The organism is Marinobacter sp. M5B (assembly GCF_042604615.1).
GTDB lineage: Bacteria > Pseudomonadota > Gammaproteobacteria > Pseudomonadales > Oleiphilaceae > Marinobacter > Marinobacter salarius.
The window spans coordinates 2634927-2657767 of record NZ_CP156894.1; the positions used below are offsets into that span (position 1 = coordinate 2634927).

24 protein-coding genes and 1 tRNA gene are annotated in these 22841 nt (G+C 57.1%); 10 read left to right on the forward strand and 15 right to left on the reverse strand.

Translation table 11 applies throughout. From position 1 onward, the window contains the following. The first annotated feature begins 83 nt into the window (after positions 1 to 83). Positions 84 to 920: a UTP--glucose-1-phosphate uridylyltransferase GalU gene (gene galU, locus AAGD24_RS11895; protein WP_036205392.1), complete on the forward strand. Its 837-nt coding sequence runs from the start codon at positions 84 to 86 to the stop codon at positions 918 to 920. Between the two features lie 4 nt (positions 921 to 924). Here galU and AAGD24_RS11900 read toward each other — a convergent pair whose 3' ends face one another. Continuing rightward, positions 925 to 1341: a helix-turn-helix domain-containing protein gene (locus AAGD24_RS11900; RefSeq protein ID WP_036205391.1), complete on the reverse strand. Its 417-nt coding sequence runs from the start codon at positions 1339 to 1341 to the stop codon at positions 925 to 927. A gap of 134 nt (positions 1342 to 1475) precedes the next feature. Between AAGD24_RS11900 and AAGD24_RS11905 the strand changes: the two genes are divergently transcribed. Then, positions 1476 to 2348 (forward strand): RibD family protein, encoded by an 873-nt coding sequence (locus AAGD24_RS11905; protein WP_379865230.1) that lies wholly within the window; start codon positions 1476 to 1478, stop codon positions 2346 to 2348. On the opposite strand, the gene AAGD24_RS11910 is transcribed toward AAGD24_RS11905, so the two are convergent. From AAGD24_RS11910 to AAGD24_RS11925, 4 genes are read right to left on the reverse strand one after another with little or no spacing between them, the layout of a single operon-like run. Next, the gene (locus AAGD24_RS11910) at positions 2323 to 3252 is read right to left on the reverse strand and encodes a lysylphosphatidylglycerol synthase transmembrane domain-containing protein (RefSeq protein WP_379867340.1); all 930 of its coding nucleotides are present in this window, start codon (positions 3250 to 3252) and stop codon (positions 2323 to 2325) included. The genes AAGD24_RS11905 and AAGD24_RS11910 overlap by 26 nt on opposite strands. A gap of 1 nt (position 3253) precedes the next feature. Further along, the gene (locus AAGD24_RS11915) at positions 3254 to 5200 is read right to left on the reverse strand and encodes a glycosyltransferase (protein WP_379865232.1); all 1947 of its coding nucleotides are present in this window, start codon (positions 5198 to 5200) and stop codon (positions 3254 to 3256) included. Then, positions 5187 to 5585, reverse strand: a complete 399-nt coding sequence (locus tag AAGD24_RS11920; RefSeq protein ID WP_036205386.1) for a 6-carboxytetrahydropterin synthase — start codon at positions 5583 to 5585, stop codon at positions 5187 to 5189. Before AAGD24_RS11920 ends, AAGD24_RS11915 begins: the two co-directional genes overlap by 14 nt. 32 nt (positions 5586 to 5617) lie before the next feature. After that, positions 5618 to 6616 (reverse strand): zinc-binding alcohol dehydrogenase, encoded by a 999-nt coding sequence (locus AAGD24_RS11925; RefSeq protein WP_379865234.1) that lies wholly within the window; start codon positions 6614 to 6616, stop codon positions 5618 to 5620. Positions 6617 to 6770: 154 nt separating this feature from the next. Between AAGD24_RS11925 and AAGD24_RS11930 the strand changes: the two genes are divergently transcribed. From AAGD24_RS11930 to AAGD24_RS11955, 6 genes are all read left to right on the forward strand, one after another. Then, positions 6771 to 7493, forward strand: coding sequence for a CDP-alcohol phosphatidyltransferase family protein (locus tag AAGD24_RS11930; protein WP_075196133.1), 723 nt, complete (start codon positions 6771 to 6773; stop codon positions 7491 to 7493). After that, positions 7490 to 8092 (forward strand): YceI family protein, encoded by a 603-nt coding sequence (locus AAGD24_RS11935; protein ID WP_075196134.1) that lies wholly within the window; start codon positions 7490 to 7492, stop codon positions 8090 to 8092. Before AAGD24_RS11930 ends, AAGD24_RS11935 begins: the two co-directional genes overlap by 4 nt. Before the next feature lie 148 nt (positions 8093 to 8240). Continuing rightward, positions 8241 to 9317, forward strand: a complete 1077-nt coding sequence (locus AAGD24_RS11940; protein ID WP_379865237.1) for a hypothetical protein — start codon at positions 8241 to 8243, stop codon at positions 9315 to 9317. Positions 9318 to 9346: 29 nt separating this feature from the next. After that, on the forward strand, positions 9347 to 10432 hold the full coding sequence (locus AAGD24_RS11945; RefSeq protein ID WP_379865239.1) for a hypothetical protein: 1086 nt from the start codon (positions 9347 to 9349) through the stop codon (positions 10430 to 10432). 126 nt (positions 10433 to 10558) lie between these two features. After that, positions 10559 to 11515: a DMT family transporter gene (locus tag AAGD24_RS11950; protein ID WP_379865241.1), complete on the forward strand. Its 957-nt coding sequence runs from the start codon at positions 10559 to 10561 to the stop codon at positions 11513 to 11515. Between the two features lie 55 nt (positions 11516 to 11570). Beyond that, positions 11571 to 11647, forward strand: a tRNA-Val gene (locus tag AAGD24_RS11955). Positions 11648 to 11786: 139 nt separating this feature from the next. Here the strand turns inward: AAGD24_RS11955 and AAGD24_RS11960 are convergent. The 8 genes from AAGD24_RS11960 to dapA all read right to left on the reverse strand — a co-directional run bounded on the left by AAGD24_RS11960 (position 11787) and on the right by dapA (position 19331). Beyond that, positions 11787 to 13046 (reverse strand): TRAP transporter large permease, encoded by a 1260-nt coding sequence (locus AAGD24_RS11960; RefSeq protein WP_085680255.1) that lies wholly within the window; start codon positions 13044 to 13046, stop codon positions 11787 to 11789. Next, positions 13043 to 13561 carry a TRAP transporter small permease gene (locus AAGD24_RS11965; RefSeq protein WP_075196196.1) on the reverse strand — a complete coding sequence of 173 codons (519 nt, stop codon included), beginning with the start codon at positions 13559 to 13561 and terminating at the stop codon, positions 13043 to 13045. The genes AAGD24_RS11960 and AAGD24_RS11965 overlap by 4 nt, the downstream gene beginning before the upstream one ends. A 20-nt stretch (positions 13562 to 13581) precedes the next feature. Then, positions 13582 to 14583 (reverse strand): TRAP transporter substrate-binding protein, encoded by a 1002-nt coding sequence (locus AAGD24_RS11970; RefSeq protein WP_273623500.1) that lies wholly within the window; start codon positions 14581 to 14583, stop codon positions 13582 to 13584. Positions 14584 to 14765: 182 nt separating this feature from the next. Further along, positions 14766 to 15773, reverse strand: a complete 1008-nt coding sequence (locus tag AAGD24_RS11975; protein ID WP_085680253.1) for an NAD-dependent epimerase — start codon at positions 15771 to 15773, stop codon at positions 14766 to 14768. Between the two features lie 19 nt (positions 15774 to 15792). Next, positions 15793 to 16527, reverse strand: a complete 735-nt coding sequence (locus AAGD24_RS11980; RefSeq protein ID WP_036205377.1) for a TIGR04219 family outer membrane beta-barrel protein — start codon at positions 16525 to 16527, stop codon at positions 15793 to 15795. A 35-nt stretch (positions 16528 to 16562) separates the two neighbouring features. Further along, entirely contained in the window at positions 16563 to 17276 is a 714-nt protein-coding gene (purC, locus tag AAGD24_RS11985; RefSeq protein WP_036205376.1) for a phosphoribosylaminoimidazolesuccinocarboxamide synthase, read from the reverse strand. A gap of 44 nt (positions 17277 to 17320) precedes the next feature. Beyond that, positions 17321 to 18418: an outer membrane protein assembly factor BamC gene (gene bamC, locus AAGD24_RS11990; protein ID WP_041334314.1), complete on the reverse strand. Its 1098-nt coding sequence runs from the start codon at positions 18416 to 18418 to the stop codon at positions 17321 to 17323. Positions 18419 to 18455: 37 nt separating this feature from the next. Beyond that, a complete protein-coding gene (dapA, locus tag AAGD24_RS11995) occupies positions 18456 to 19331 on the reverse strand; it encodes a 4-hydroxy-tetrahydrodipicolinate synthase (protein WP_036205374.1) in 876 nt (291 codons plus the stop codon). 74 nt (positions 19332 to 19405) lie between these two features. Between dapA and AAGD24_RS12000 the strand changes: the two genes are divergently transcribed. Next, entirely contained in the window at positions 19406 to 19873 is a 468-nt protein-coding gene (locus AAGD24_RS12000) for a peroxiredoxin (RefSeq protein WP_379865245.1), read from the forward strand. On the opposite strand, the gene AAGD24_RS12005 is transcribed toward AAGD24_RS12000, so the two are convergent. Further along, positions 19870 to 20949 (reverse strand): AI-2E family transporter, encoded by a 1080-nt coding sequence (locus tag AAGD24_RS12005; protein WP_036205372.1) that lies wholly within the window; start codon positions 20947 to 20949, stop codon positions 19870 to 19872. The genes AAGD24_RS12000 and AAGD24_RS12005 overlap by 4 nt on opposite strands. Positions 20950 to 20979: 30 nt before the next feature. Beyond that, positions 20980 to 21207: a sulfurtransferase TusA family protein gene (locus AAGD24_RS12010; RefSeq protein ID WP_036205371.1), complete on the reverse strand. Its 228-nt coding sequence runs from the start codon at positions 21205 to 21207 to the stop codon at positions 20980 to 20982. A gap of 154 nt (positions 21208 to 21361) precedes the next feature. On the opposite strand from AAGD24_RS12010, the gene AAGD24_RS12015 reads away from it, so the two are divergent. Continuing rightward, the gene (locus tag AAGD24_RS12015) at positions 21362 to 22840 is read left to right on the forward strand and encodes a M48 family metalloprotease (protein WP_075196201.1); all 1479 of its coding nucleotides are present in this window, start codon (positions 21362 to 21364) and stop codon (positions 22838 to 22840) included. Position 22841 lies beyond the last annotated feature (1 nt).

The following is a 22841-nucleotide window of genomic DNA, read 5'->3' on the forward strand; positions in this document are numbered from 1 at the left end:
CACTTGGCACAATTCGTGAGTCAGCCTACACGGACGACTGACTTCAAACAGGCCGTGACCGAAACGAAATAAGGACGAACGTTATGATCAAGAAGTGTCTCTTCCCTGTTGCCGGCTACGGCACCCGCTTCCTGCCAGCCACCAAAGCCATGCCCAAGGAAATCCTGCCCATTGTGAACAAGCCCCTTGTTCAATACGGTGTGGAGGAAGCTGCAGAAGCGGGGGTTCACGAGTTCGGTTTCGTTACCGGTCGTGGTAAAAGGGCCATCGAGGATCACTTCGACATCAGCTATGAGCTTGAGCACCAGATTGCCGGCTCGGGCAAGGAAGACCTGCTTACCTCCATCCGGGAGCTGATCGACAATAACTCGTTCGCCTTTACCCGCCAGAACGAAATGAAAGGTCTCGGTCACGCCATTCTCACCGGTCGCAACCTTGTTGGCGACAACCCATTCGCGGTTGTACTGGCGGACGACTTCTGCGTGGCTGACGGCGCCGAAGAAGGCGTACTCGCCCAGATGGTTAAACTTTACAACCAGTTCCGCTGCTCCATCGTTGCCATTGAGGAAGTACCGGAAGACGAGACCCACAAATATGGCGTCATAGCGGGCGAGTCGATGAAAGACGGCCTCTATCGCATCACCGACATGGTCGAAAAACCATCGCCGGAGAACGCCCCCAGCAACCTTGCGATTATCGGTCGCTATATCCTCACGCCCGATATTTTTGACATCATCGAGCGCACGGCGCCCGGCAAGAACGGTGAAGTTCAGATAACGGATGCGCTGCTGGAACAGGCGAAGAACGGCTGTGTGCTGGCGTATAAATTCAAGGGCCGCCGGTTTGATTGCGGCAGTATTGACGGGTTTGTGGAAGCGACCAACTACGTTTACGAAAACATCTACAAGAAAGGTAAATAGGCGCCTATTTGCCGAGGATTTGCAGGATCATGCGCCGGTTTTCGCCGGAGGTTTTCCGGAACCGGCGCAGCAGTTCCATTTCCTCCTCTGAAAGTTGAATCCGGCTGATTTCACGCTCCAGTTCTTTCAGGGCCGTTGACAGGTCATCGCCCTGGCTGAACGCCAGGCCTGGCAACTCCAACTGGCCGGTGTCCCCGGCGTCGTCCAGATCCAGCAGGTCTTCCAGTGGGGTTTCCGTCTTCAGGCAAAAATCCAGTAACTCGGTGACACCCGGCCATGCCCGCTGCCTCGCATCAGTCGATTCCCAACTCACCACCCGCGCCTCGTCCACTCCGCACATTTCTGCCACGTCCCCGCACGACAACTGCCCGGCTTCCCGAATCTGCCGCAGGCGGCGGTTAAAGGTTTGCAGGTACCGCATAGGAGTGTTCTCTGCCGTGGTTAGTCTTGTGGCCTGATGGCACTTTCGGTGAATCAAACCGGAAATGTAACGTACATATAGCTTTACACACAATCTACCTATAATGAATCCATAAGCAACGGAAATAACTTGGTATGGCGGCAAAAGCACTGGATAAGAACACCGCATGGGAGCTGGTACTGGACGCAGTGAACCGCAGCAATGTGACACTCTCATTGCCGGGCAGTGACAAGCCAGCACTGGATATAGGCCAGAACGGCGAATGGGAACTTCGACTGCCAGCAGAGCTCGACGCACGCAACCTGCTGTCAGTTTTCCTGCCTCTGTGCTGCCCGGTTGCTCAAGGCACGCGCTCGCGGGTTGTCGGCCAGATGGGGCAGAGTCTGGACGGACGTATCGCCACGGTGACCGGCGCTTCCAAGTTCATCAATGGCGAGGATGGCATTACCCACCTGCACCGCTTGCGGGCTGTGTCGGAAGCGGTCATTGTCGGCGCCGGAACCGCATCCACCGACAATCCCAGGCTGACAGTCCGCAAGACGTCCGGCATTAATCCGGTCCGGGTGGTGATTGATCGCAACCATCGGGTTCCGGACAGCCATCACCTGTTCAGCGACGAAGCATCCCCTACGCTCCGCCTCGTCGCAGGGGACTACCACGCCGGCGACAAGCTGACGCCCCGCCACGGCGTAACAGATGTGCCCTGCCTCGGGCAGAATGACACCACGGACCCTGCCCATATACTCGCGGTTCTCGCGGACTTTGGCCTTCGCAAGATTTTTGTGGAAGGCGGTGGGCTTACCGTGTCTGAATTCCTGAATGCGGACCTGCTCGACCGGCTGCATGTCATGATCGCCCCCATGATCATCGGCAGTGGGCGCCCGGCATTTTCACTGCCGGAGATCAAGAAACTCGACAGCGCCCTGCGCCCGAAGGCCCAGATGGTGGACCTGGGCAGTGACATGCTGTTTGACCTGGATTTCACTCGTTCGACTGTCGACGAGTGAACACGAACAGCACGCCCGGAAGGCTCGACAACAGAACCGCCAACCCATAGCCGACACTGAGTGCAACACCCTGCTCTGCCGGCATCCCAGCCATGGGCCAGAGCAATGCCGCAGCACCCTCGCGTACCCCCCAGCCTGCAACAGTGACCGGAATGGCCATGACCAGCAGCAGAAGGCTGCAAAGAGACGTCAGAACCAAAGCCATGTGCGGGTCACTCCAATAACCCGCGCCCAGAGCCAGCAACGAGAACACGGCCAGGTAACTGGCCACCACACCGGCGGAAGACACCAACTGGACACCCACGGCCGGCCACTCCAACAAGGCTTTGCGCAAGTCCCGCCGCAGCGCATGGACATAGTCTTTCGCGCGCTGCCAAATACTTGTAACCAATACCACTGTGGCTGTCAGGCCTGCCAGCAATAGCAGCGCCCGTTCGCCATATTCCGAGAAGGCTTCAAGCATTCCGTATCGGTACCAGACAAGCCAAACACCCAGGCTCAGCGCCACAGCCATCATCACCAGTTGCCCGGACATTCTCTCAATCATGACGGCATGAGCGGACGCAAGGCGCTCACCGGAGTCGAGACTGTGACGCCAGGCCCGATTAACATCGCCCATCACCCCGCCAGGAAGCACCTGATTGAGAAAAGTGGCAAGGTAGTACTCCCGCACCGCAACAGCCATGGGCAAGACCAACCCAAGTCGCCGGGCGGTGTAACGCCAGCGCCAGGCTGAAAGCACTACCTGCGCAACGGACACCACCATGGCTGCCAATAACGCCAGTAATGAGAACTGCGCCAGTTCCCGCCAGAGCACGCCCAGATCCAGGAAGTAGCCAGTGGCCAATAGCAACAGCAGGGTGAAACCCCAGCGCAGGTAACGGGTTCGGAGCAGGCGTCGCACGTCAGGCAACGCCGTCTCTGGCTGGCCGGGCAAACAAGTCTTCATGTTCCACGCGGATTGACAGGCTCTGCTCATCAGCCTGCTTCAGACGCAGGCCAAACCAGCGCTCGGCCCGCTGACGTTCGCTCGGCGACTGTTGCATCACCGCGTCACGCCAGCCCTCAAGCAAGGCGCGCTGAAGTGCACTTTGAGCAGGCGTCAGGCGCCACGGGCTTGGAGCAACAGACACCTGATAGTCCCGCAATTCGAGCTGTTGCTTGAGGTAATTCGTCGCCGATGGCCCCAGCGCGGCACCAGTCCCCTTATCGTTGTGCTGGTGCTCGTTGACGGTCTCGCGTATCCAGTCGTCGTCCTGGTCTGCCGGCGACAGCTCGACATTCCCCGCGTAACTCAGAACGATAAACACGCCGGCCTTGTGTCTGGTGGCGGCGACCGCCAATGCCTCTAGCCAGTCTTCCGACATCAGGTCTATCAGGGCCGAAGCTGTGATCAACCGGGTGCCATCCGGAATCTGCCCGGCAAGCCGCTTGGCGTTCAAGTGACAGGCATGGGTTTCCAGCGGGACATCAAGGTGTTGCAGTCTCTCTCCGGCAAGGGCAAGCAGGTGTTCGTCCTGGTCCAGTAGCACCCAGCGCTGGGGTACCGTCATGGCCGGCACAAGGTAACGGGCGTTGGAGCCAGTGCCGGTACCCAGATCCACCACCAGCAGTGGTGGTGCGTGATGACCGCTCAGAACGCCCGGGTGACAATAGTCCTGTTCCGCCCAAACCAGCACCTCCGAGAGCAGCCTCTTGTTACGAGCAAGGTGGTCTGCCGGCTCACGCAGTGCCAGCCAGTCGCTGTCGAAGGTGGTAGGGTCCGGTGGCGGCAGCAGGTCTTCCAGTGCCCGTTGGAAGTCAATGGCGGTACTCTGCCAGCTTCGCAGGGAGCGCGCCGCCTGCTGTGCCTGGGTAGCCGCCTCGCCAAGCGCGCCGGGGTTAGTAAGCCAGTCTTCCAGGCACGCCCGCAACCCTGCGACATCGCCGGCTTGATACTGCCGGACGCCAGGCCGCAGGCCTGTGGTGGAAAGGGCACCCCCATCCGTGGTGATCACCGGCAACCCCGCGGCAATCGCCTCATCAATCACCATTCCATACCCTTCGTAAACGGACGGCAGCACAAAAACATCAGCGTTACGATAGGCGCCGGCAAGCTCAAGGTCGTCCAGCTCCCCCAAAAGACTGATCCGATGTTCAAGCCCCAGGTTCGCAATGATACCGCGAAGATCGTGGGCATAGCGCTCGTCGCGATCCAGCGAGCCTGCCAGGGTGCAGTGCCATGAACAGTCCCGGAGATCACTTAACGCTTCAACCAGATGGTGCTGTGCCTTGCGCGGCGACAGGTGGGCCACACAGAGCAGATGAATCGTGGGGCCCTGGGCTCTTGATGGCTGGGTTTCAGCGCCAATACCGGCAATGGTGTCGGCGCCCGGCTCAACCACGCGGATGGCCGTGGCCGGTACGCTGTAGTCATTCAGTCGGTGCGCGGTGTGGGCACTGGTCGTGATGACCCCGGCCACCTTTGACAGCGCCCGACGCTCTACCCGGAAAAGCCAATCCTGCAACTCTTGCGGCAGCCCCGTTTCATCCGCCAGGGCGTGGTGGACCAGCGACACAACCCGCAAACGGGATCCATGGTTGGCGATCACGTCCGGAAGCCCGCCCATGGCCAGGCCATCAAGTACCACCACCGAATCATCCGCAAGGTCGGCAAGCAACCTGTTCATGGATGCTTCCGCCATCCGGTCTGGCACCGGGAAGCTGCCACAGAGCCCGGAAACAAAGGCATCCACGCCGTTATCCCTGAGCCCTGCGACAACATGCTGAACGTACCGGTAGCCTCCGGTTTTCTGTTCAGGATCCCCCGGGACAACGAACAACACCGACGTTAATGGCTCAGAGTTCGCCATGGTAGCTGGCCCAGGCAATATGGGATTCGCCAAGGGTGACCTTCATCGAACACAGGCCTTTGCCGGTTTCACCCAGCCGGCCCTGGCGGATCGCCGCGGCCAGTCGGTCGAACACCGTCATCGCCATGAATTCGGTGGTGGTATTGCGATTGGCAAATTCCTCGATATCGTCCAGGTTCTTCATGTTGAACTCGGCAATCACCGACGACAACACCTCGGACGCCAGCCCGATATCGACGATCAGATCGTCGTTGTCGAGGGCTTCCCGCTCGAAGGAGACATCAACCACGTAGGTGGCGCCATGCAGGCCCTGGGCGGGGCCGAAAATGTCACCCTTAAAGCTGTGGGCGATCATCATGTGGTCTCTGACGGTAAGGCTGAACATGGGTTTTGGGTCCTCGATACGGATGATGGGAGTCAATTGTCGGGGTATACGATACGGTGGCAGAGAGTGTCGGAGGCCGTTCCGCCAGCTCTGTTTCCAGCAAGTGCCGGCATAACCTCCGGCAGTGATTCGAAGGTGGTTTCGCCGCTGATCAGGCAGTCCAGGACATCATCCCGCAGCAGCTCCAGGGCCAGCACCATTCGATCCCGATGGCGCCAGCGTGGCCGCTGCTCAGGATGCAGGTTACCAACCTGGCTAGACCGTATCGTCAGCCGACGGGAATGGAATGCCCGGCCCAGGGATACCGGCACTGGCTGCTCGCCGTACCAGCTCATCTCAATAATTCGCGCTTCCTGTCCCGCCAGCGCAAGAGCGGTTTCAAGACCCGTTGGGTGGCCGCTGGCGTGGATGACCAAGTCATGATCGTCCTGTCGGCATTGGGTCTGGAAATCCAGCCCCAGGGTGTGCGCAACCGTTTTACGCTGTGGATTGGTGTCCACGGCGGTAACCCGGGTACCTGGTATGCGGCTGGCAAGCCACGCAACCAGCAGACCAACGACGCCAAGGCCAACCACTGCGACCCGCTCTCCCACTCGTGGTGAAGCATCCCACAAGCCGTTAACCGCGGTTTCCATGTTGGCGGCCAGCACTGCCCTGGATTCCGGAAGACCGGATGGAAGAGGTACCACGGCGGATGCAGGAACCTGGTAGTGCTCCTGATGAGGAAACAGGCAGAAAACCGACTGGCCAGTCAGGGCCTCGGGGCCCGAAACAACACGGCCTACGCTGGCATAACCATATTTGACCGGGAAGGGAAAATCGCCTTCCTGGAACGGGGCACGCATCGAATCGTATTCCGACGGTGGCACACGGTTGTTGAAAACCAATGACTCGGTTCCACGACTGACGCCCGAGTATAGCGCTCGCACAGACACCGCTGGACTGTCAGCGTCGGTCGCCGAACAATGATCGTAGGTTGCTGGGAGAATGGCCCCTTCCCCGGGCCCGGTCACCCAAAATGCGTTTGTCATATCGTCTGTTTCCTTACAGCGCACGTAACTCACTATAGTATACGCAGGCTATAGTACACGCGGCCTTGCCAGCTATAGTGCATACAGGCGCATCCATATTTTCAGTAAGGCCCTGTTACGACCGGATGCACGCTCAATCATACGCTGGGGTTTGATGATGGATTCCCACACTCACACGTTCCGCCTGCCCCTGGCTGCCGATCTTGCCTGGTCCGGCGGACTGACGGCGCTCATGGTGACCGCCGCTGGCATCGGATTCCATCCCCCTGCCAGCTTTTACGCGCTCGCCGTGTTGCTTTGCCTGGCAATTGCGGTGCCTGTTATTCGCTTCTGGCCTGCGGAACAGGACTTCGGTTGGGCCAATCGGGCAACCCTGGTACGCGCCTCCCTCGTCATACTCCTCATCAGCCTGGCGCCGTTCACTTCCGGGTTAGGGAACTGGCTGTGGTTGTACGGGTCATTGTGTTTACTGGCGTTGATTCTTGACGGCGTGGATGGCGCAGTCGCAAGGGCCACCCGTTCAACAACGGCGTTCGGTGCCCGATTCGACATGGAACTGGATGCGCTGTTCATCCTCGGGCTGTGTGTTGCGGTCCTGGCCCAGGGCAAAGCCGGCCCATGGGTTCTCGCATTGGGGCTGATGCGTTACGCCTTTGTGATCGCTGGCCACTGGTTTCGCTTCATGGACAGACCACTACCCGACAGCTTTCGACGCAAAACTGTCTGCGTATGGCAAATAGTCACCCTGATGGTTGCCATATTGCCGATTACGCCGACCGGCTTCGCGACTGCCACACTCGCTATCGCGCTGTTACTGCTCTGTTATTCGTTTTTTACAGACCTGCGCTGGCTTTATCAAACAGGGAGAAAGACATGAAAGCGTTCCTATCCACTGCTGCACTGACCGCCTCACTGGCATTGTCCGCCCCCGTTGCCATGGCCGAGCCGGAAACCTACGTTATCGACGATGAGCATTTCTCGATGTCGTTTGAGGTGAACCACATCGGCTATGCCCCGGTAATGGGCATGTTCCGGGATGTGGAAGGAAAGTTCGGCTACGACGAGGAGACTCAACAGCTCACCTCCGGCACACTGACGTTCAAAAGCAAAAGCGTCTTCACCAATCACGATAAACGGGATGGCCACCTGCGCAACGAGGATTTTCTCAACAGTGGAAAGTTCCCGGATATCACCTTTGAGATCACCAATTTCGAAACCACCGGCGAAAACACCGGCATTGTGACCGGTGACCTGACCCTTCTGGGCAAAACCCGCCCGGTGGATGTTGATGTAACCCTTAACAAATCTGCCGACTACCCCATCGGGCACGAGGACTACACCCTCGGCATCACCGCCGAGGCCACCATTAAGCGCAGCAATTGGGGCATGACCTACGGCATTGATCAGGATCTGGTGGGTGATGACGTTCGCCTCAGGTTCGGCCTCGAAGCTGTGAAAGAGTCCGGCTGGTTATGAGGTAGTGTGAACAACATCACACCCTGGACACATTCTGTTACACATTCGGGCCATTTTTTTGCGCGAAGTCAGTTTGGCCCGTTATGTTAATACAACAACAAAAATAATGGCGTTCGCGCCATAAAATGCCTCCAACAAGGATCCAAAGATGCCACTGCGGTTGCTCTTGGCCCTAACGTTCGTTGTGTCCGGTGCCGTCGGCCTGGGATATCTACTGTCGACCGACAATACAGTCCGGTTCTCCTGGATAACCGGTGAGAGCGAAGGTAGGAGCCCGCCCCCTTCCGGAACAGACACCACCCGCTCCAAGCCCGGGCCGGCCGAATCGCCGACCACGGAAAAGCAGGAACCCTCTGAGAATGCGATCGGCTTCATGTTGGCCAGTGCTGCAGCCCAATACAGCCAGAACATCCGCTACCCGACCTACTCCATTCCAATCTCTGACGACCAGGCCAAGGCCTACGCCGGCAACCGTTTCGACCCTGTGGAGCTGCCGCTGGACGGGGGCGGACAATTTACCGTCACACTTGAGAAATACCGCTTCGTACAGGAAGAAGACATTCTTGTGGCAGCGAGCATTACTGGCTCCCAGGTAGTAGGGCCAAGCCTGGACGCGACCCTGGAGTCCCCCGAGTCTCGCCAGGCGATTGCCAGTACTACACTCCAGAACGAGGCCGGTGCCCCCTACTATGAAGGCATCATTGAGGCCGACGCAGAGCCTGGCGAATATCGGTTGATCGTTGAGGCAACCATTGATGGCAAACCCGTACGCCACGTTTCAACCCTGACCATTGAGCCCGTCCTGGGAGAGTTTGACGGCCTGGGCGACCCAAGGGTGACCAACAACGACCTGATCATACCGGTTCATTTCGACGCCAAAGACCCCGGCTTCTATGCCCTCTCTGCCCAGCTCTACCACAACGGCCGCGCACTCGCGCAGCTGCAGGCGGAGAAGCGACTCGACGGAACCACCGACACCCTGGAGCTCAAAGCCCATGGCTCGGTGCTCGCCCATCGTGAGATTAGCGGTAACCTGGAACTGCGCAACCTGCAGATCCGTCGCCTGCCGGCCTCGCCCGGAGACCGCACCGACTATGGCTATGGCCCTGATGATGGCTATTCGTTTTCGCCACCGGACCTGGACGGATTGACCGACAGCCCGGCAGGTGACCCCGAATCAGAGCAACGTGCTGCGCTGCTGCAAAGGCTGGCAGACAAGTTCTGATACAACAATAAAACAAAGACGGAGCCTTTATGAAAACAAGAAAGAGAAGTGCCTGTAAGACCGCCCTTGCGGTGGCCATCGCCGGCGGCTTGTTCGCCGGCACCGCCCACGCCCAGCTTGCGGGCCACAACGTGATCCTGGTTCACGGCTTCCAGCAGGAAGACCTGGCCAATCCACCTGCCAACCTTAATGAGGTAAAAAGTGCTGGCGAGGACTACTGGCGTACCTTCTGGCTGTCCCGTTCCGACGCCCGTGTAGATTGGGGCAGCGATGGCCGTGTGGAGGGCAACATCGCCCAGCAGGCCTATCAGCAGCTACGTGACATCAGCCAGCAGGGGCTATGCAACGATTTCTGCATTGTGGTTTCCCATTCCACCGGTGACCTGGTTACCCGATATCTTCTGGAAAACCAGGCACGCTGGCTTCAGGCCGACGGACTGCAGCCGCTGAAAATACTCGCTGCGATCGACTACTCCGGTGCCGGCGGCGGTACGGAGCTGGCCGATCTGGCCCTGAACGTTGCCTACAACGACAGCTGGTACAACTGGCCACTCAAACAGGCGGTACGTGCCTTCACCGGCATCACCCCTGAGCCAGGCAGCCTTGGCGTGGTCAATGACCTGCAAACCAACACGGCACGCAACCTCGCCGTCAGTCCCAATAGTATTCCGCGCCTGCGGTTTGTGGCCGGCGGCTCCTCCTACGGCGGCATTACCAAGCCGTTCATTGCCGGCACCGATGATGGCGTGGTACCAACCCACTCGGCCTGTGGCGCCACCACCAGCAACGGTATCGACTCCTGTAGCTCGAACCTGAGCCTGGCGGGCAAGGTGTCCAGCCAGAACGGGCCGTCGGACCTGTACTACAATCACTTTCCGATCCTGATGAACGAGGGTGCTTCCCACAGCGGCGTTCTGGGCTCGGAAACCGGCAACATTTCCGTCCCCGTAGTGAATGACACAACCCTCAATGGGCTGCGTGTCGATTTCGCCAGCCGCACCTACAACAAGCGCGCCTGGTGGCAGTGGTGGGGTTCCGGTGACCGATATGTTGAAGTACCCGGTTCGGACCAGACCGATATGTCGACGCTGGTCTACAACACACTCAACAACTAAAAATACCAAGATGGACCCAACCGTCTGAAGGAGCACCAACCGGCTCATGGAAGAGCCATTCTTACCTGCCCGTGATAAACTCCGCCGCTGTCGCTCTAAAGCCTATCCACTCTATGGCGGTCTTGAATGCCCCTCTCGAACACTCATAAATCCGACCTGTTACTGGTGGTTGTCACCCTGATGGCAGCCATTAGCTGGATATTTTCCAAGGAAGCCGTATTACTGATGCCGCCGCTGATGTTCATGGCCCTTCGGTTCCTGTTGGCCGGTTCGGTACTGGCGGTCATAGCCTGGCCTTCGCTGAAACGACTAAGCCTGGACCAATTCAAGCGCAGTGCTGGCGTGGGGCTGGTGTTCGGAGTGGCCATGAGCTTCTGGGTGATGGGGCTGTTTCACGTCACCCACATAGGTGAAGGTGCCTTCCTGACCAGCCTTGGTGTGGTCATCGTGCCTGTGATTGCCCGGGTTGTCTTCCAGGAGGCACAGCCTTTGAGCACCTGGTTTGCAATTCCGGTCGCGGTGGGCGGGCTCGCGCTGCTGTCGCTCAAAAATGGATTCCGGCCCGAAATCGGTCAGGTTTTCTTCGTGGTGGCTGCGTTTATCTTTGCGCTGTATTTCACCCTTAACACCCGCGCGGCCAACCAGCGCACGGTGATCAACCGCCGGGGAGAGTCCGTGGAAAAACACCGCGTCCCCGCCCTGCCCCTCACGACCATTGCGCTGCTCACCGTAGGCACCGTCACCTTGACCGAGTCATTGCTGCTGGAACCCTGGACACCGACTCTCGAGAACTTCTCCGGCATTCTCGCCGGCTGGGTGATTGCCAGTGCCGTGGTAGGCACGGCAGGCCGCTTCCTGCTGCAGACCTATGCCCAAAGCCTGGCTACCCACAGCCACGGAGTTGTAATCCTTGTGTTGGAGCCGGTATGGGTCGCACTGTTCGCTGCAGGCTGGTTCAGCGAATCCATGTCCACCACACAACTTGCCGGTTGCGGCCTGATATTCCTCGCACTGCTGATCAATCGGTGGGGAGTGCTCAGCAAGGCCATAAAAGGCTGGGCCAGAAAGCAGAAAACCGCCTGAAAGAGGTTGACCACGCCCATCGGAATCAGTATATTTCCACCCCGTTGCAGGACATAGGACCATAGCTCAGTTGGTTAGAGCGCTGCCTTGACATGGCAGAGGTCGGCAGTTCAAATCTGCCTGGTCCTACCATTCCTGCTTAACGATCCGTTTCTTGCAGTTCCCTTCTCTATACCGTCTTTCTTTCCCGATACTGTTTCAAAGCTCTTCCAATAAGATTCCTACTACCACTCCCGTTTCATCACGACAACTGAGACGCAGCGATTCCTGCCTAACCTGATATGCCTGTAAAAATCGGGACATAAACCACCAGAAGCAACACTGCGATTAAGCCAAGCAGGTAGGGAATGATAGCGCGGGTGATGCGCTCGAGCGGCAAACCGGTGACAGAGGACGCCACATATAGGTTGATTGCGACTGGAGGCGTAATCATACCAATGGCCAGTCCCACCACAATTATGAGACCGAAGTGGATTGGGTCGATTCCTAGCTGGATGACCAACGGCAACAGAACCGGGGTCAAGATTATCAGGGCACTCGCTGTTTCGATGAACACCCCCGTTATCAGGATGATACCGACGACGAGTAGCATAATAATGTAAGGGTTAGTGGACAGTGACAGGACCGATTCAGCAATCGCGCCGGGTACCTGCCAACTTGATAGTGTCCAGCTCAGAACGGCCGATGTGGCAATGACGAACATGATAACGGCGGTTGTAATCGCAGAGCGGATCAATATCCGATAGATATCCGGAAGCTTGAGGTCGCGATAGATAAACAATGAAACTAACAGTGCGTAATTGACCGCCACTACTGCCGCTTCGCTGGGTGTAAAGATGCCAGAGAATATTCCACCCAGAATAATGACGGGTGTCATCAACCCCCAGCTTGCACTCTTGAGCGTGCCCCAAATAGTAGCGAGGGATAATGCTGTCCCACGCGGATAATTCCGACGGTAACCCTGGGTAATGGCAATAGCGATGAGCCCCAAACCCATGATAAGGCCGGGAATAAAACCATTTAAAAACAGCTTGGAAACCGATTGCTGAGCAATGACAGCATAGATAATCATCGGCACTGATGGCGGGATCACCACACCAATAGTGCCGCTGGCAGCAATCAAACTGGCTGCCGCCGCCGGGTCATACCCTTTTTTACGAAGCTCCGGCACCAGGCTGGAGCCAACAGCTGCCGTGGTGGCTGCCCCTGAGCCGGATATAGCCGCAAAGAACATGCCTGCCAGTACGGCTACGATAGAAAGCCCACCTTTCAGAAACCCAAACAGCGAGTCCGCAAAACTGACCAGCTTCTCACTGACCTTGCCTTGGGCCATGAGGTCGCCGGCCAGTATGAACATAGGTACCGCAACCAGGGCGAAGGAGTTAATCCCCTGAAACATCTGCTGGGTAACCACCATCAGTGGCACACCCTGAAAAAACAGCGCTGCCATCGTACTGGCACCGATTGACACGGCAATAGGTACGCCAATGAGCATGAACAGAAAAAAAAGTAGGAACAGCAGACCAGTCACAGTGGCGGGTCACTTATATCAGAAGCAGTCTCGGCGGCGTCAGGTCCTTCGGACACCAGTTCAACCAGATCAACAAATGCATACCAACTCATCAGCGCTCCACAGACCGGGATAATCGCGTAAACGTAGGTCATTGACCAGCCAAGAGAGGCCGAGGTCTGGAAGCTTTGCATCTGCATATAGCGATAGCCAACAAGCACTAACGCAATCATGAATCCCAAAACAATGGCCACAGCCAGAATACGCGTCACTTGCCGCAGCCTGCCTGGCAGCGCATTGACGACGAAGGTAACAGCGATATGGCGACCACGCTGAAACGCGAGGGTGGCCCCCATAAAAGTGATCCAGATAAGCAGGAACCTGGCTAACTCCTCAGTCCAGCCCGCCGCTGTAAAGAAAACCCTGGATATAATCTGCAGCGTGATCACGGCGATCAATGCCACCATCGCCGCAAACACCATAGGCTGCATGATGGCATCGATTGCACGTTCAACTCTCTTCAGAATTCCCAACATAACGTCGTCGGGTCCTTTAACTATTGCTGCTGGAATTCACGAATCCGCTCCAGGTAATCACCAAACTGATTACCGTACTTTTCATAGACGGGGGCGACGGCAGCCTGGAAGGCATCAATCTCAGGATCCTCTACGATTTCCATCCCCGATGCTCGAAGCTCCGCCAACTGCTTGGACTCCATTTCAGCATTAACGCTGCGCTCATGTTCCGCAGCTTCCTGGGCCGCCTGTTTGATTACGCCTTGAGCTGCCTCCGGCAAGCGGTTCCATACTGGCATCCCCATGACAAATATCGCCGGCGCGTAGGTGTGCCGAGACATCGTCATATAGTTCTGAGTCTCATTGAGCTTAAAGGAGTGTACGACGTTGACAGGATTTTCCTGGCCATCAATAGTGCCTTGTTGCATTGCTGTCAGCGCTTCGGTCCAGGCCATGGGAACGGCATTTGCCCCCAGCTCACGGAACGTATCAACGTAAACAGGATTCTCCATGACACGCACGCGCAAACCGTCAATGTCATCCGGATGACTGACCGGCCGCTCGCTGTTGGTGAGGTTACGGAAGCCGCGCTCCGCATATGCGAGGCCTTTGAGGTTGACTTCGCTTAACTTGTCCAGCAACTCCTGGCCAATGGGACCATCAAGCACGGCATAGGCTTCTTCCGGGGAAGAAAACAGGAAGGGCAGTTCAAATACTGCCATTTCTTCTACGAAATTGGCGACCGGACCATTGGTTATGACGCCCATATCCACGGTACCAATTTGCATACCCTCAAGTAGGGTGCGCTCGTCGCCGAGAGAAGCATTGGGATAAAGTTCGATGGTCACCGCACCTTCTGTGCGCTTACTGACCAGCTCCTGGAATTTTACAGCGGCGATGTGGAAGCCATCCTGCTCGTTAACGACGTGAGCCAGGCGCAAAGTGACGGGATCCATATCCGAAAAGTCATCGGCAAAGACCGAGGAAGTCAGGCCAAGTGTGAGGCCAAGTACTGCAGTAACGCAGGCGAGTTTATTCATCATCTTTCCTTTTTTATTTTGAATAATTGTGAATCCAATCTCAGAATAACAGCAATAAACTACATAGCAAGCTCTCGACACGGTAAACGCTTGATTGCGTTACGCTAAATACTGCCCCCCAGTAATGGGGGCATAAAAAAACCGCCGAAGGTGCCCTTCAGCGGTTTTGTGTGCGCCTGAAAAACCTAGACCTTGTAGAAATCCCGATACCAGTCCACGAAGTTGGCAATGCCCTCTTCCACCGTGGTGGATGGCTTGTAGCCCACATCTTCAATCAGGTCATCCACATTGGCGTAGGTAGCCGGCACGTCACCGGGTTGTAGGGGCAGCAGGTTCTTCTCAGCCTTTTTACCAACGCGCTCTTCGATGATCTCAATAAACCGGGACAACTCCACCGGATTGTTGCTACCGATGTTATACAGTCGATATGGCGCCTTGCTGGTGCCGGGGTCTGGCGTTTCACCACTCCACTGCGGGTTGGGGGTGGCGACACTGTCCAGGGTCCGGATAACGCCTTCCACAATATCGTCAATGTAGGTGAAGTCGCGCCTGTGGTGCCCATGATTGAACACATCAATGGGTTCACCGGCCAGGATCTTCTTGGTGAAGATGAACAGCGCCATATCCGGTCGGCCCCATGGGCCATAGACGGTGAAGAAGCGCAGGCCGGTGGTGGGCATGTTGTAAAGGTGGCTGTAGGTGTGGGCCATCAGCTCGTTGGCTTTCTTGGAGGCCGCATACAGACTCAGGGGGTGGTCCACGTTGTCGTGGATGGAGAACGGCATGGTTTCATTCGCGCCGTAGACGGAGCTGCTGGAGGCGTATACCAGGTGCTTCACATCATTGTGACGACAACCTTCCAGGATGTTGGTGAAACCCACCAAATTGGCATCGATGTAGGCATGAGGATTCTCCAGGGAGTACCGCACGCCCGCCTGGGCCGCCAGGTGAACCACACGCTCTGGCTTGTGCTCTCGGAACAGGGCCTCCATGGCGGGCCTGTCGGCCACGTCCTTACGAACCTCGGTGAATCCTGGTTTACAGGTCAGGCGCTCAAGCCGCGCTTCCTTCAAAGTGGGGTCGTAGTAATCGTTGACGTTATCTACGCCGATTACTTCATCACCTCGGTCAAGCAGCCGATGCGCCAGATGGGAGCCAATGAAGCCCGCCGTGCCCGTAACCAGAATTTTCAACGTGTTCTCTCCTGTTCCTTCAGAACGTCAGCCCGGCACTTACAAACGGGCCACCGAGTTCGATGTCCAGACGGTCATCGCTGTCTTCGTAATCAATGCTGATCTGACGGTATCCGGCGCGCAGCTGTAACAACGACAGTTCGTATTGGCCGTAAGCGTTGTAGTCATAGATGGAATCGCCGTCGAAGCTGATGAGATTGGCCTCGCCACCGACGGAAACACCGGTAAAGGGAAGATCAAAGCGGGCAGCCAGATAACCCATCGGAATCACGCCGTCGACCTCAGTCTTACTGACCTGGCCATTGGTGGCCTGCTCACGAACAATCAGTTCGCCATCCAGATTGCGGGCGGTCACGCCCAGATCCAGATTGGCCCAGTTGTCGAGCACTTCGTAATACAGGGTGACGTCAAACTGACTCAGGTCCAGATCGGAATCCACCTCCGCGCCGTCTTGAATCAGATCAAACTCGGTGGACAATTCCCCGCGCCCACTCTGCTCGATGCGAGTATAGTTCAGCCGAACATTCGGCAGCACCGGAACCGGGTGCTCGAAATAGGCGTTCAGGTTGGCATTGGTGTCACTTTCCAGGTCCAGGTCATTTTCTACATCGACGACCTTGTTGTTTTTACCAGCCTCGCCCGAGAGGTCAGAATCCCAGTAGCTGACATTGGCGCCCACACCAACCACATCAGCGGTTGCGACTGGGGCGGCGATGACCAAAGAGCCGCCGATGGCAAGAATCAGTTTACGCATAGTGCACCTGTTTTCTGGTTGTTGTACCTGACTGATCAGTCGAAACGGATGCCGAGACGACGACCAACCTCTTCGTAGGTCTCAATCACATCGCCCAGTCCCTGACGAAAACGGTCCTTATCCATCTTCTTTCGGGTTTCCCTGTCCCAGATACGGCAGCCGTCAGGGCTGAATTCGTCACCCAGGACAATCTGGCCACCCGAACGACCAAATTCCAGCTTGTAATCCACCAGCAGCATGCCGGCTTCCTCAAACAGCGCCTTCAGTACGTCATTTACCTGATAGGTCAGTTCTTTCATTCTGGCAAGCTCGTCTGCTTTCGCCCAGCCAAAACTGACCGCCAATGACTCATTGACCATGGGATCATGCATGGCGTCGTTCTTCAGGAACAGTTCAAAGGTGGGCGGGTTCAGCGTCAGCCCTTCCTCTACACCCAACCTGCGGCACAGACTGCCAGCGGAGATGTTACGAACCACGCATTCAACCGGAATCATATCCAGCTTCTTGACCAGCGATTCCGTGCCGGAAAGCAGGCCCTCAAAGTGCGTGGGAACGCCGGCCGCTTCCAGTTTTTCCATGATAAAGGCATTAAAGCGGTTGTTCACCATGCCCTTGCGGTTGAGCTGCTCTTTCTTCTCGCCGTCAAAAGCCGACGTATCGTCGCGAAAGACCATCACAAACCGGTCGGGGTCGTCGGTACGGTATACGGATTTGGCCTTGCCCGCGTAAAGCTCTTCACGCTTTTCCATGTCAGATCTCCGGACGTGCCCGCTCGGTGCAGGCACTGCTTGCATTAGTAAAGATATTCGAACAGTTCTGAAAGCAGCTCGGTCGAGCGATTCTCACCATCGTAACTCTCGGCGATGGCGGTGGAAACGACAATGTCGCCGTCACGCTCCTCAAGCCGTATATCAAACGAATGTACCGGTTCCGGGGCGTCGGAGAACCAGCTGAACCATCCCGGCTCGCGCTCGGATTCCGGCCGGAAATCCACAAAGAAATATCCGTCTTCACGGTTCAGGTCGATCACCGGTATGCCCGCGTCATCCACCGCTCGGCGAACCTCCGCCCAAGCCCGGCCGTAATCCAGGCTCATTACAATTTCCCTGGGCGTTTCGTCGTCCGATACCAACTTGACCAGGGGTTCGCTGGCCATGCCCAATGCCGCACGGGAGTATGACTTGCTATCTTCCCGGTTGCGTAAATACTGGGCCAGGTCTTCGAGCAGCTTCCGACTGGTATCAAGTTGCTCGCGGCTACGGGTGTCCCCGCCGCCCCATGCCATCAGTTCGTTCGGGTCATCAGCAACTTCGAAGGAACGGAATTGCACTTCCGTGGTTTTACGGCGTACACCGGGTGCAACACGGGCCTGGACCACCACTTTCGCTTCTGGTCCGTCGGGGTTGTCCGGCAGCCCCAGCAATCCCCTCGCCTGCTTGCTGAAGTTAACAAGCTCGCTTTGCATCAGGCCAAGCTGGGGACTGTCGTACGCCACACCAAGGCCGTTCTCATTCATGTAGGAGGTGACTGCAGGCCAAAGGCGACCTGGAACATCATTCACCAGCAGCCATATCTGGCCATCCAGCTCCTCAACCAGATAGTTTTCGTCAAGGATATCGGAGGTCATATCCGGCGGCCTGGGTATGCTTCCCCGATACATACGGCCCGAGTCGGCAGCGGTCGCTTCGCGTATCGGCATGATCTGACCAAACTCGCCTTCATCCGCCGTTTCCGGCAGTTTCAGAGGCGTGCCTTCCGAGGCATTGACATAGCGCTCTGAGCGGTCTTCGATCAAGCTACAGCCTGACAGGGCCATAACAAACATCAGGCCCGCCAGGGGCCTGATGCATTTTTCGGTTTTTTTGATTTCTGTCCTGAACCTAAACGCCATCAGGCGACTCCAGTTACGATAGATGGTACAGCCTGACTCAGAGTACGCCAGAGGCTTTCAGTGCGTCTTCCACTTCACCGTGGAACCTGTCACTCAGAGGGGTGAGCGGAAGGCGAATGCCCTCCCCGATCATACCCATATGATAGAGAGCCCACTTCACGGGGATGGGATTGGCCTCGAGGAAAAGTTTGCGGTTCAGAGGCATGAGCAACTCGTTAAGCCGCTCGGTTTCCTCCTCATTTCCGGCGATGGCGGCTTCGCACAACGCAGCCATGCCCTTGGGCGCCACGTTGGCGGTAACGGAGACGTTGCCTTTGGCGCCGGCAAGCATCAGTCCGGCGGCCGTCGCGTCGTCGCCAGAGTAGACCACCAGGCGGCCTCTAACGGCTTCAACCAGCTCTGCACCACGGGGAATATTGCCGGTTGCATCCTTGATGCCGATGATGTTCGGAATATCTGCCAGGCGCTCAACGGTCTCGTTCAGCATGTCGCACGCCGTTCGGCCGGGAACGTTGTAGAGAATCTGATCGACCGGGACAGCCTCAGCAATGGTCTTGAAGTGCTGGTAGAGCCCTTCCTGGGTCGGCTTGTTGTAGTACGGGACGACAAGCAGACAGGCATCGGCACCCAGCTTGTGAGCTTCTTCGGTCAGCTCTATGGCTTCGCGAGTACTGTTACCGCCGGTACCGGCAATCACAGGAATGCGGCCATTGACGCGTTTTATGATATGCCCCACCACCCGCATGTGCTCTTCCGGGTCCAGCGTGGCGGATTCACCCGTCGTTCCAACGGCCACGATACCGTGCGTTCCGTTGTCGAGATGAAAGTCCACCAGCTTATCAAGGTGCTCCCAATGAACGCTGCCATCGGAATGCATGGGCGTGACCAGTGCGACAAGGCTCCCCGTAATCATAAAAACTCCGTACGAATAAAAACGATATGGTAATGTTGGGCACCCACTGACACAAGGGAATTAAAGGAGATGTCATGTCAGCACCCGAACTGAACCGTCCTGTTGATGATTTTGAGGCCCCGGCTACCGGAGATCAAACCATTCGTTTATCGGACCTGAAAGGCCAGAATGTGGCGGTCTATTTCTACCCCAAGGACAACACCCCCGGATGCACCACTGAAGGTCAGGATTTCCGCGATCGGCACGACCAGTTTGAAGCACTCGATACGGTTATTTTCGGCGTGTCACGTGACGGCCTGAAAGCCCACGACAACTTCCGCGAAAAGCAGGCATTTCCCTTCCACCTGATTTCCGACAAGGACGAAGCCCTCTGCCAACAGTTCGATGTCATCAAGCTGAAGAAGCTCTATGGCAAGGAATATATGGGCATTGACCGCAGCACCTTCCTGATCGACAAGGACGGGGTCCTTCGCAGGGAGTGGCGAGGCGTGAATGTACCAGGCCACGTTGACGAAGTGCTGGAGGCCGTCAGGAGTCTTTAAGACTCCTTTGGCAACGTCTCTGCCTGCCCGTACTTGACCGGCCATGCCGAGAAGATCGCCTTGAGCATGGTCGCCAGCGGTATGGCGAAGAACACACCCCACAAACCCCAGATGCCACCAAAGAACAACACAGCCACGATGATGGCGACAGGGTGCAGATTATTCACTTCCGAGAACAGGATGGGAACCAGAACGTTGCCATCCAGCGCCTGGATCACACCGTACACCACCATGACCCAGATAAACTGGCTGCCCCACCCGAAGGCGAACAGGGCGATCATGGCGACCGGAATGGTGACAACAGCCGCCCCGATATAGGGAATCACCACGCTCAGACCCACCATCAGTGACAGCAGGGCCGCATAGGGCATACCCAGAACCTTGAAGGCCACGTAGGTGATACCTCCAACGATCAGTATCTCCACCGCCTTTCCCCGCACGTAGTTGGCACACTGAAGATTCACTTCATGCCATATCCGGACCATCATCGGGCGTTGGGATGGCAGCATGCGAGCGATCGCACCCAGTAGCACCCGGCGGTCCTTGAGGAAGAAGAATACGAGAATCGGCAGCAACACCATGTAGATCAGCAGCGCCACCAGATCCGGAATGCTTTCCAGTGAAAAGGACACCAGCCATTGGGTCATGCGGCCGGCTTCGGTGGTTACCTGATTGTAGATGGTGTTGATGCCTTCCATGGATATCAGCGTTGGATACTGCTCAGGAAGCACTTCAAGATAGGACTGCATCTCTCTGAAAATACGAGGCGCTTCGCCCGCCAGCCCGGTCACCTGGGTCCAGATCAGAGGTAACAACCCGAACAGGACGCCAATCAACAGCCCCAGGAAGACAAAGAACACGCCTATGATGGATACGATTTCCGGAATGCCGAGCCGATTAAGCTTGGTGACCAGCCCCTGGAGAATAAAGGCAACAATAACCGCCGCAATCGCGGGCGCCAGCATGGAGCCGAAAAAAATGATGAAGACGACGCCTGCCAGTATCAGCAGGAAAAGAATGACGGCTTCTTCATCTGAAAAGTATTTGTGGGCGAGACCACGTAAAATTCTGATCATCAACGACTCCGGAGGGTCATTACTACGGGCTTAACCGCCGCACTTTATCACAAAGGTGAAACAGCCACCCTGTTCGGATGTGCGGACCAGCTCATGACTCGACAGTTCGAGGAACGCAGGAATATCCCTTGCAGAACCGGCGTCTGTGGCGATAACTTCAAGTTCCTGGCCGGGAGACATGCTGTTGAGTTCGAGCTTGGTTTTCAATAGCGGCATCGGACAGCGCAGGCCCGATGCGTCCAGTGTTCGATCAGCCATGGCGATAAGGCATCCGTATGTTCAAAACAGGAGCCGGCATTATGCCCACAGTGGTACTGTATTGCACCTCAATCGTAACAGACGAACCCCGAAAGAACTTTCGGTGGCACAATGCTGTCAGAGAGAACCCCATGACAACGGACATCGCCTATTCATGACTGTAACAAACCGCCACCGAGCTCAACGGCCAGGCATCCTGGCATCCGCCTTTGCCCTGGCGTTTTCACTGACGGTCAGCCAGGCCTCGGCACAATCGTCGGATAGCACACTGCCGTCCATTGGTGGCGCCGGTGGTGGGCTTATCTCTGAGCGCCAGGAAACGGATATCGGGCGTCAAGTGATGACATCCATCCGGCGATCCGCCCCTCAGATCACCGATGCCCTGGTCCAGGACTACCTGAACTCGATCATTTATCGCCTCGTACCCTCGGCACCTCTGAGTAGCAGCGACCTCACGCTGGCGATCATCGACAGCCCCGACATCAATGCCTTTGCGGTCCCCGGCAATGTCGTCGGCGTTAATGGCGGCCTGTTCCTGAATGCCGAGAGTGAGCAACAGTTTGCCTCGGTTCTGGCCCACGAACTGGCGCACCTGAGCCAGCGCCATTTCGCCAGGCGCCTGGAGCAACAGGAAACCAGCGCCCCGCTGACCATTGCCGGCATGATCGCCGGCATCATCCTCTCAGCGGTTACCCAGTCGGATGTCGGCATAGCAGCCATCGCAGGCACTCAGGCACTGGCAGTGCAGAATATGCTGGCTTATAGCCGGGCCCATGAACAGGAAGCTGACCGGGTTGGCATGGACATACTCGCCAGCTCCGGCATGGACCCGAGAGGGATGCCGGAAATGTTCGAGATCATGATGCGACAGAACCGCCTGCAGGGAAACCGGGTTCCGGAGTACCTTTCCACCCACCCGCTGACGCAGAATCGTGTATCCGACACCCGCAACCGCGCCGAGCAATACCCCCGCAGGGATGTGGCCGATGCCCAGGAGTATCATCTGGTTCGATCCCGGCTTCAGGTTCGCTACGCAAAGTCCGCAGACATCGCTGTGGAAACGTTCAAGGACTACCTGAACCGTTCGGACACCGAAAAGCCGGATGCCATTCGCTACGGCCTGGCGGTGGCGTTGCTGAGAAATGGAAACCAGAGTGAGGCGATTATTGAGCTTGAAAGGCTGCTCGATGGAACACCGGGGCGCATCACCTATCAAGTGACACTCGCAGAGGCGCTGATTGAGCAGGACAAGCTCAACGAAGCTCGCAGCCTGCTTTCCGAAGCCCTTGCAAGGAACCCCGGCAACTACCCGATTACCGACATGCTCGCACACCTGGAAACCGCGGCGGGTAACGGCGAACGTGCCGCCGAATACCTCCACAGACTGACGCGGGAACTGCCGAAGAAAGAGCATCTCTGGCTGAGGTTGGCGGAAGCCGAAGGGTTGGCGCGCAACATCGTTGGGGTGCACCGGGCGAGGGCCGAATACGATATCCTGATGGGCGACCTTGAGGCAGCCCAGCGCCAGTTGCGGCAGGCCCAGGAAAGACTCCCCGCCGGAGCGCCATTGCGCCAAATCGTGACCGAACGATTGTCGCAGGTGTCAGAGCGGCTGAACCAGCGCCGCAGCTGAC

Bases quoted from the DNA above. Each gene is read 5' to 3' on its own strand.
- galU (WP_036205392.1), top strand. From the start codon at position 84: ATGATCAAGAAGTGTCTCTTCCCTGTTGCCGGCTACGGCACCCGCTTC.
- AAGD24_RS11900 (WP_036205391.1), bottom strand. From the start codon at position 1,341: ATGCGGTACCTGCAAACCTTTAACCGCCGCCTGCGGCAGATTCGGGAA.
- AAGD24_RS11905 (WP_379865230.1), top strand. From the start codon at position 1,476: ATGGCGGCAAAAGCACTGGATAAGAACACCGCATGGGAGCTGGTACTG.
- AAGD24_RS11915 (WP_379865232.1), bottom strand. From the start codon at position 5,200: ATGGCGAACTCTGAGCCATTAACGTCGGTGTTGTTCGTTGTCCCGGGG.
- AAGD24_RS11920 (WP_036205386.1), bottom strand. From the start codon at position 5,585: ATGTTCAGCCTTACCGTCAGAGACCACATGATGATCGCCCACAGCTTT.
- AAGD24_RS11925 (WP_379865234.1), bottom strand. From the start codon at position 6,616: ATGACAAACGCATTTTGGGTGACCGGGCCCGGGGAAGGGGCCATTCTC.
- AAGD24_RS11930 (WP_075196133.1), top strand. From the start codon at position 6,771: ATGATGGATTCCCACACTCACACGTTCCGCCTGCCCCTGGCTGCCGAT.
- AAGD24_RS11935 (WP_075196134.1), top strand. From the start codon at position 7,490: ATGAAAGCGTTCCTATCCACTGCTGCACTGACCGCCTCACTGGCATTG.
- AAGD24_RS11940 (WP_379865237.1), top strand. From the start codon at position 8,241: ATGCCACTGCGGTTGCTCTTGGCCCTAACGTTCGTTGTGTCCGGTGCC.
- AAGD24_RS11945 (WP_379865239.1), top strand. From the start codon at position 9,347: ATGAAAACAAGAAAGAGAAGTGCCTGTAAGACCGCCCTTGCGGTGGCC.
- AAGD24_RS11950 (WP_379865241.1), top strand. From the start codon at position 10,559: ATGCCCCTCTCGAACACTCATAAATCCGACCTGTTACTGGTGGTTGTC.
- AAGD24_RS11965 (WP_075196196.1), bottom strand. From the start codon at position 13,561: ATGTTGGGAATTCTGAAGAGAGTTGAACGTGCAATCGATGCCATCATG.
- AAGD24_RS11970 (WP_273623500.1), bottom strand. From the start codon at position 14,583: ATGATGAATAAACTCGCCTGCGTTACTGCAGTACTTGGCCTCACACTT.
- AAGD24_RS11980 (WP_036205377.1), bottom strand. From the start codon at position 16,527: ATGCGTAAACTGATTCTTGCCATCGGCGGCTCTTTGGTCATCGCCGCC.
- purC (WP_036205376.1), bottom strand. From the start codon at position 17,276: ATGGAAAAGCGTGAAGAGCTTTACGCGGGCAAGGCCAAATCCGTATAC.
- bamC (WP_041334314.1), bottom strand. From the start codon at position 18,418: ATGGCGTTTAGGTTCAGGACAGAAATCAAAAAAACCGAAAAATGCATC.
- dapA (WP_036205374.1), bottom strand. From the start codon at position 19,331: ATGATTACGGGGAGCCTTGTCGCACTGGTCACGCCCATGCATTCCGAT.
- AAGD24_RS12000 (WP_379865245.1), top strand. From the start codon at position 19,406: ATGTCAGCACCCGAACTGAACCGTCCTGTTGATGATTTTGAGGCCCCG.
- AAGD24_RS12005 (WP_036205372.1), bottom strand. From the start codon at position 20,949: ATGATCAGAATTTTACGTGGTCTCGCCCACAAATACTTTTCAGATGAA.
- AAGD24_RS12010 (WP_036205371.1), bottom strand. From the start codon at position 21,207: ATGGCTGATCGAACACTGGACGCATCGGGCCTGCGCTGTCCGATGCCG.
- AAGD24_RS12015 (WP_075196201.1), top strand. From the start codon at position 21,362: ATGACTGTAACAAACCGCCACCGAGCTCAACGGCCAGGCATCCTGGCA.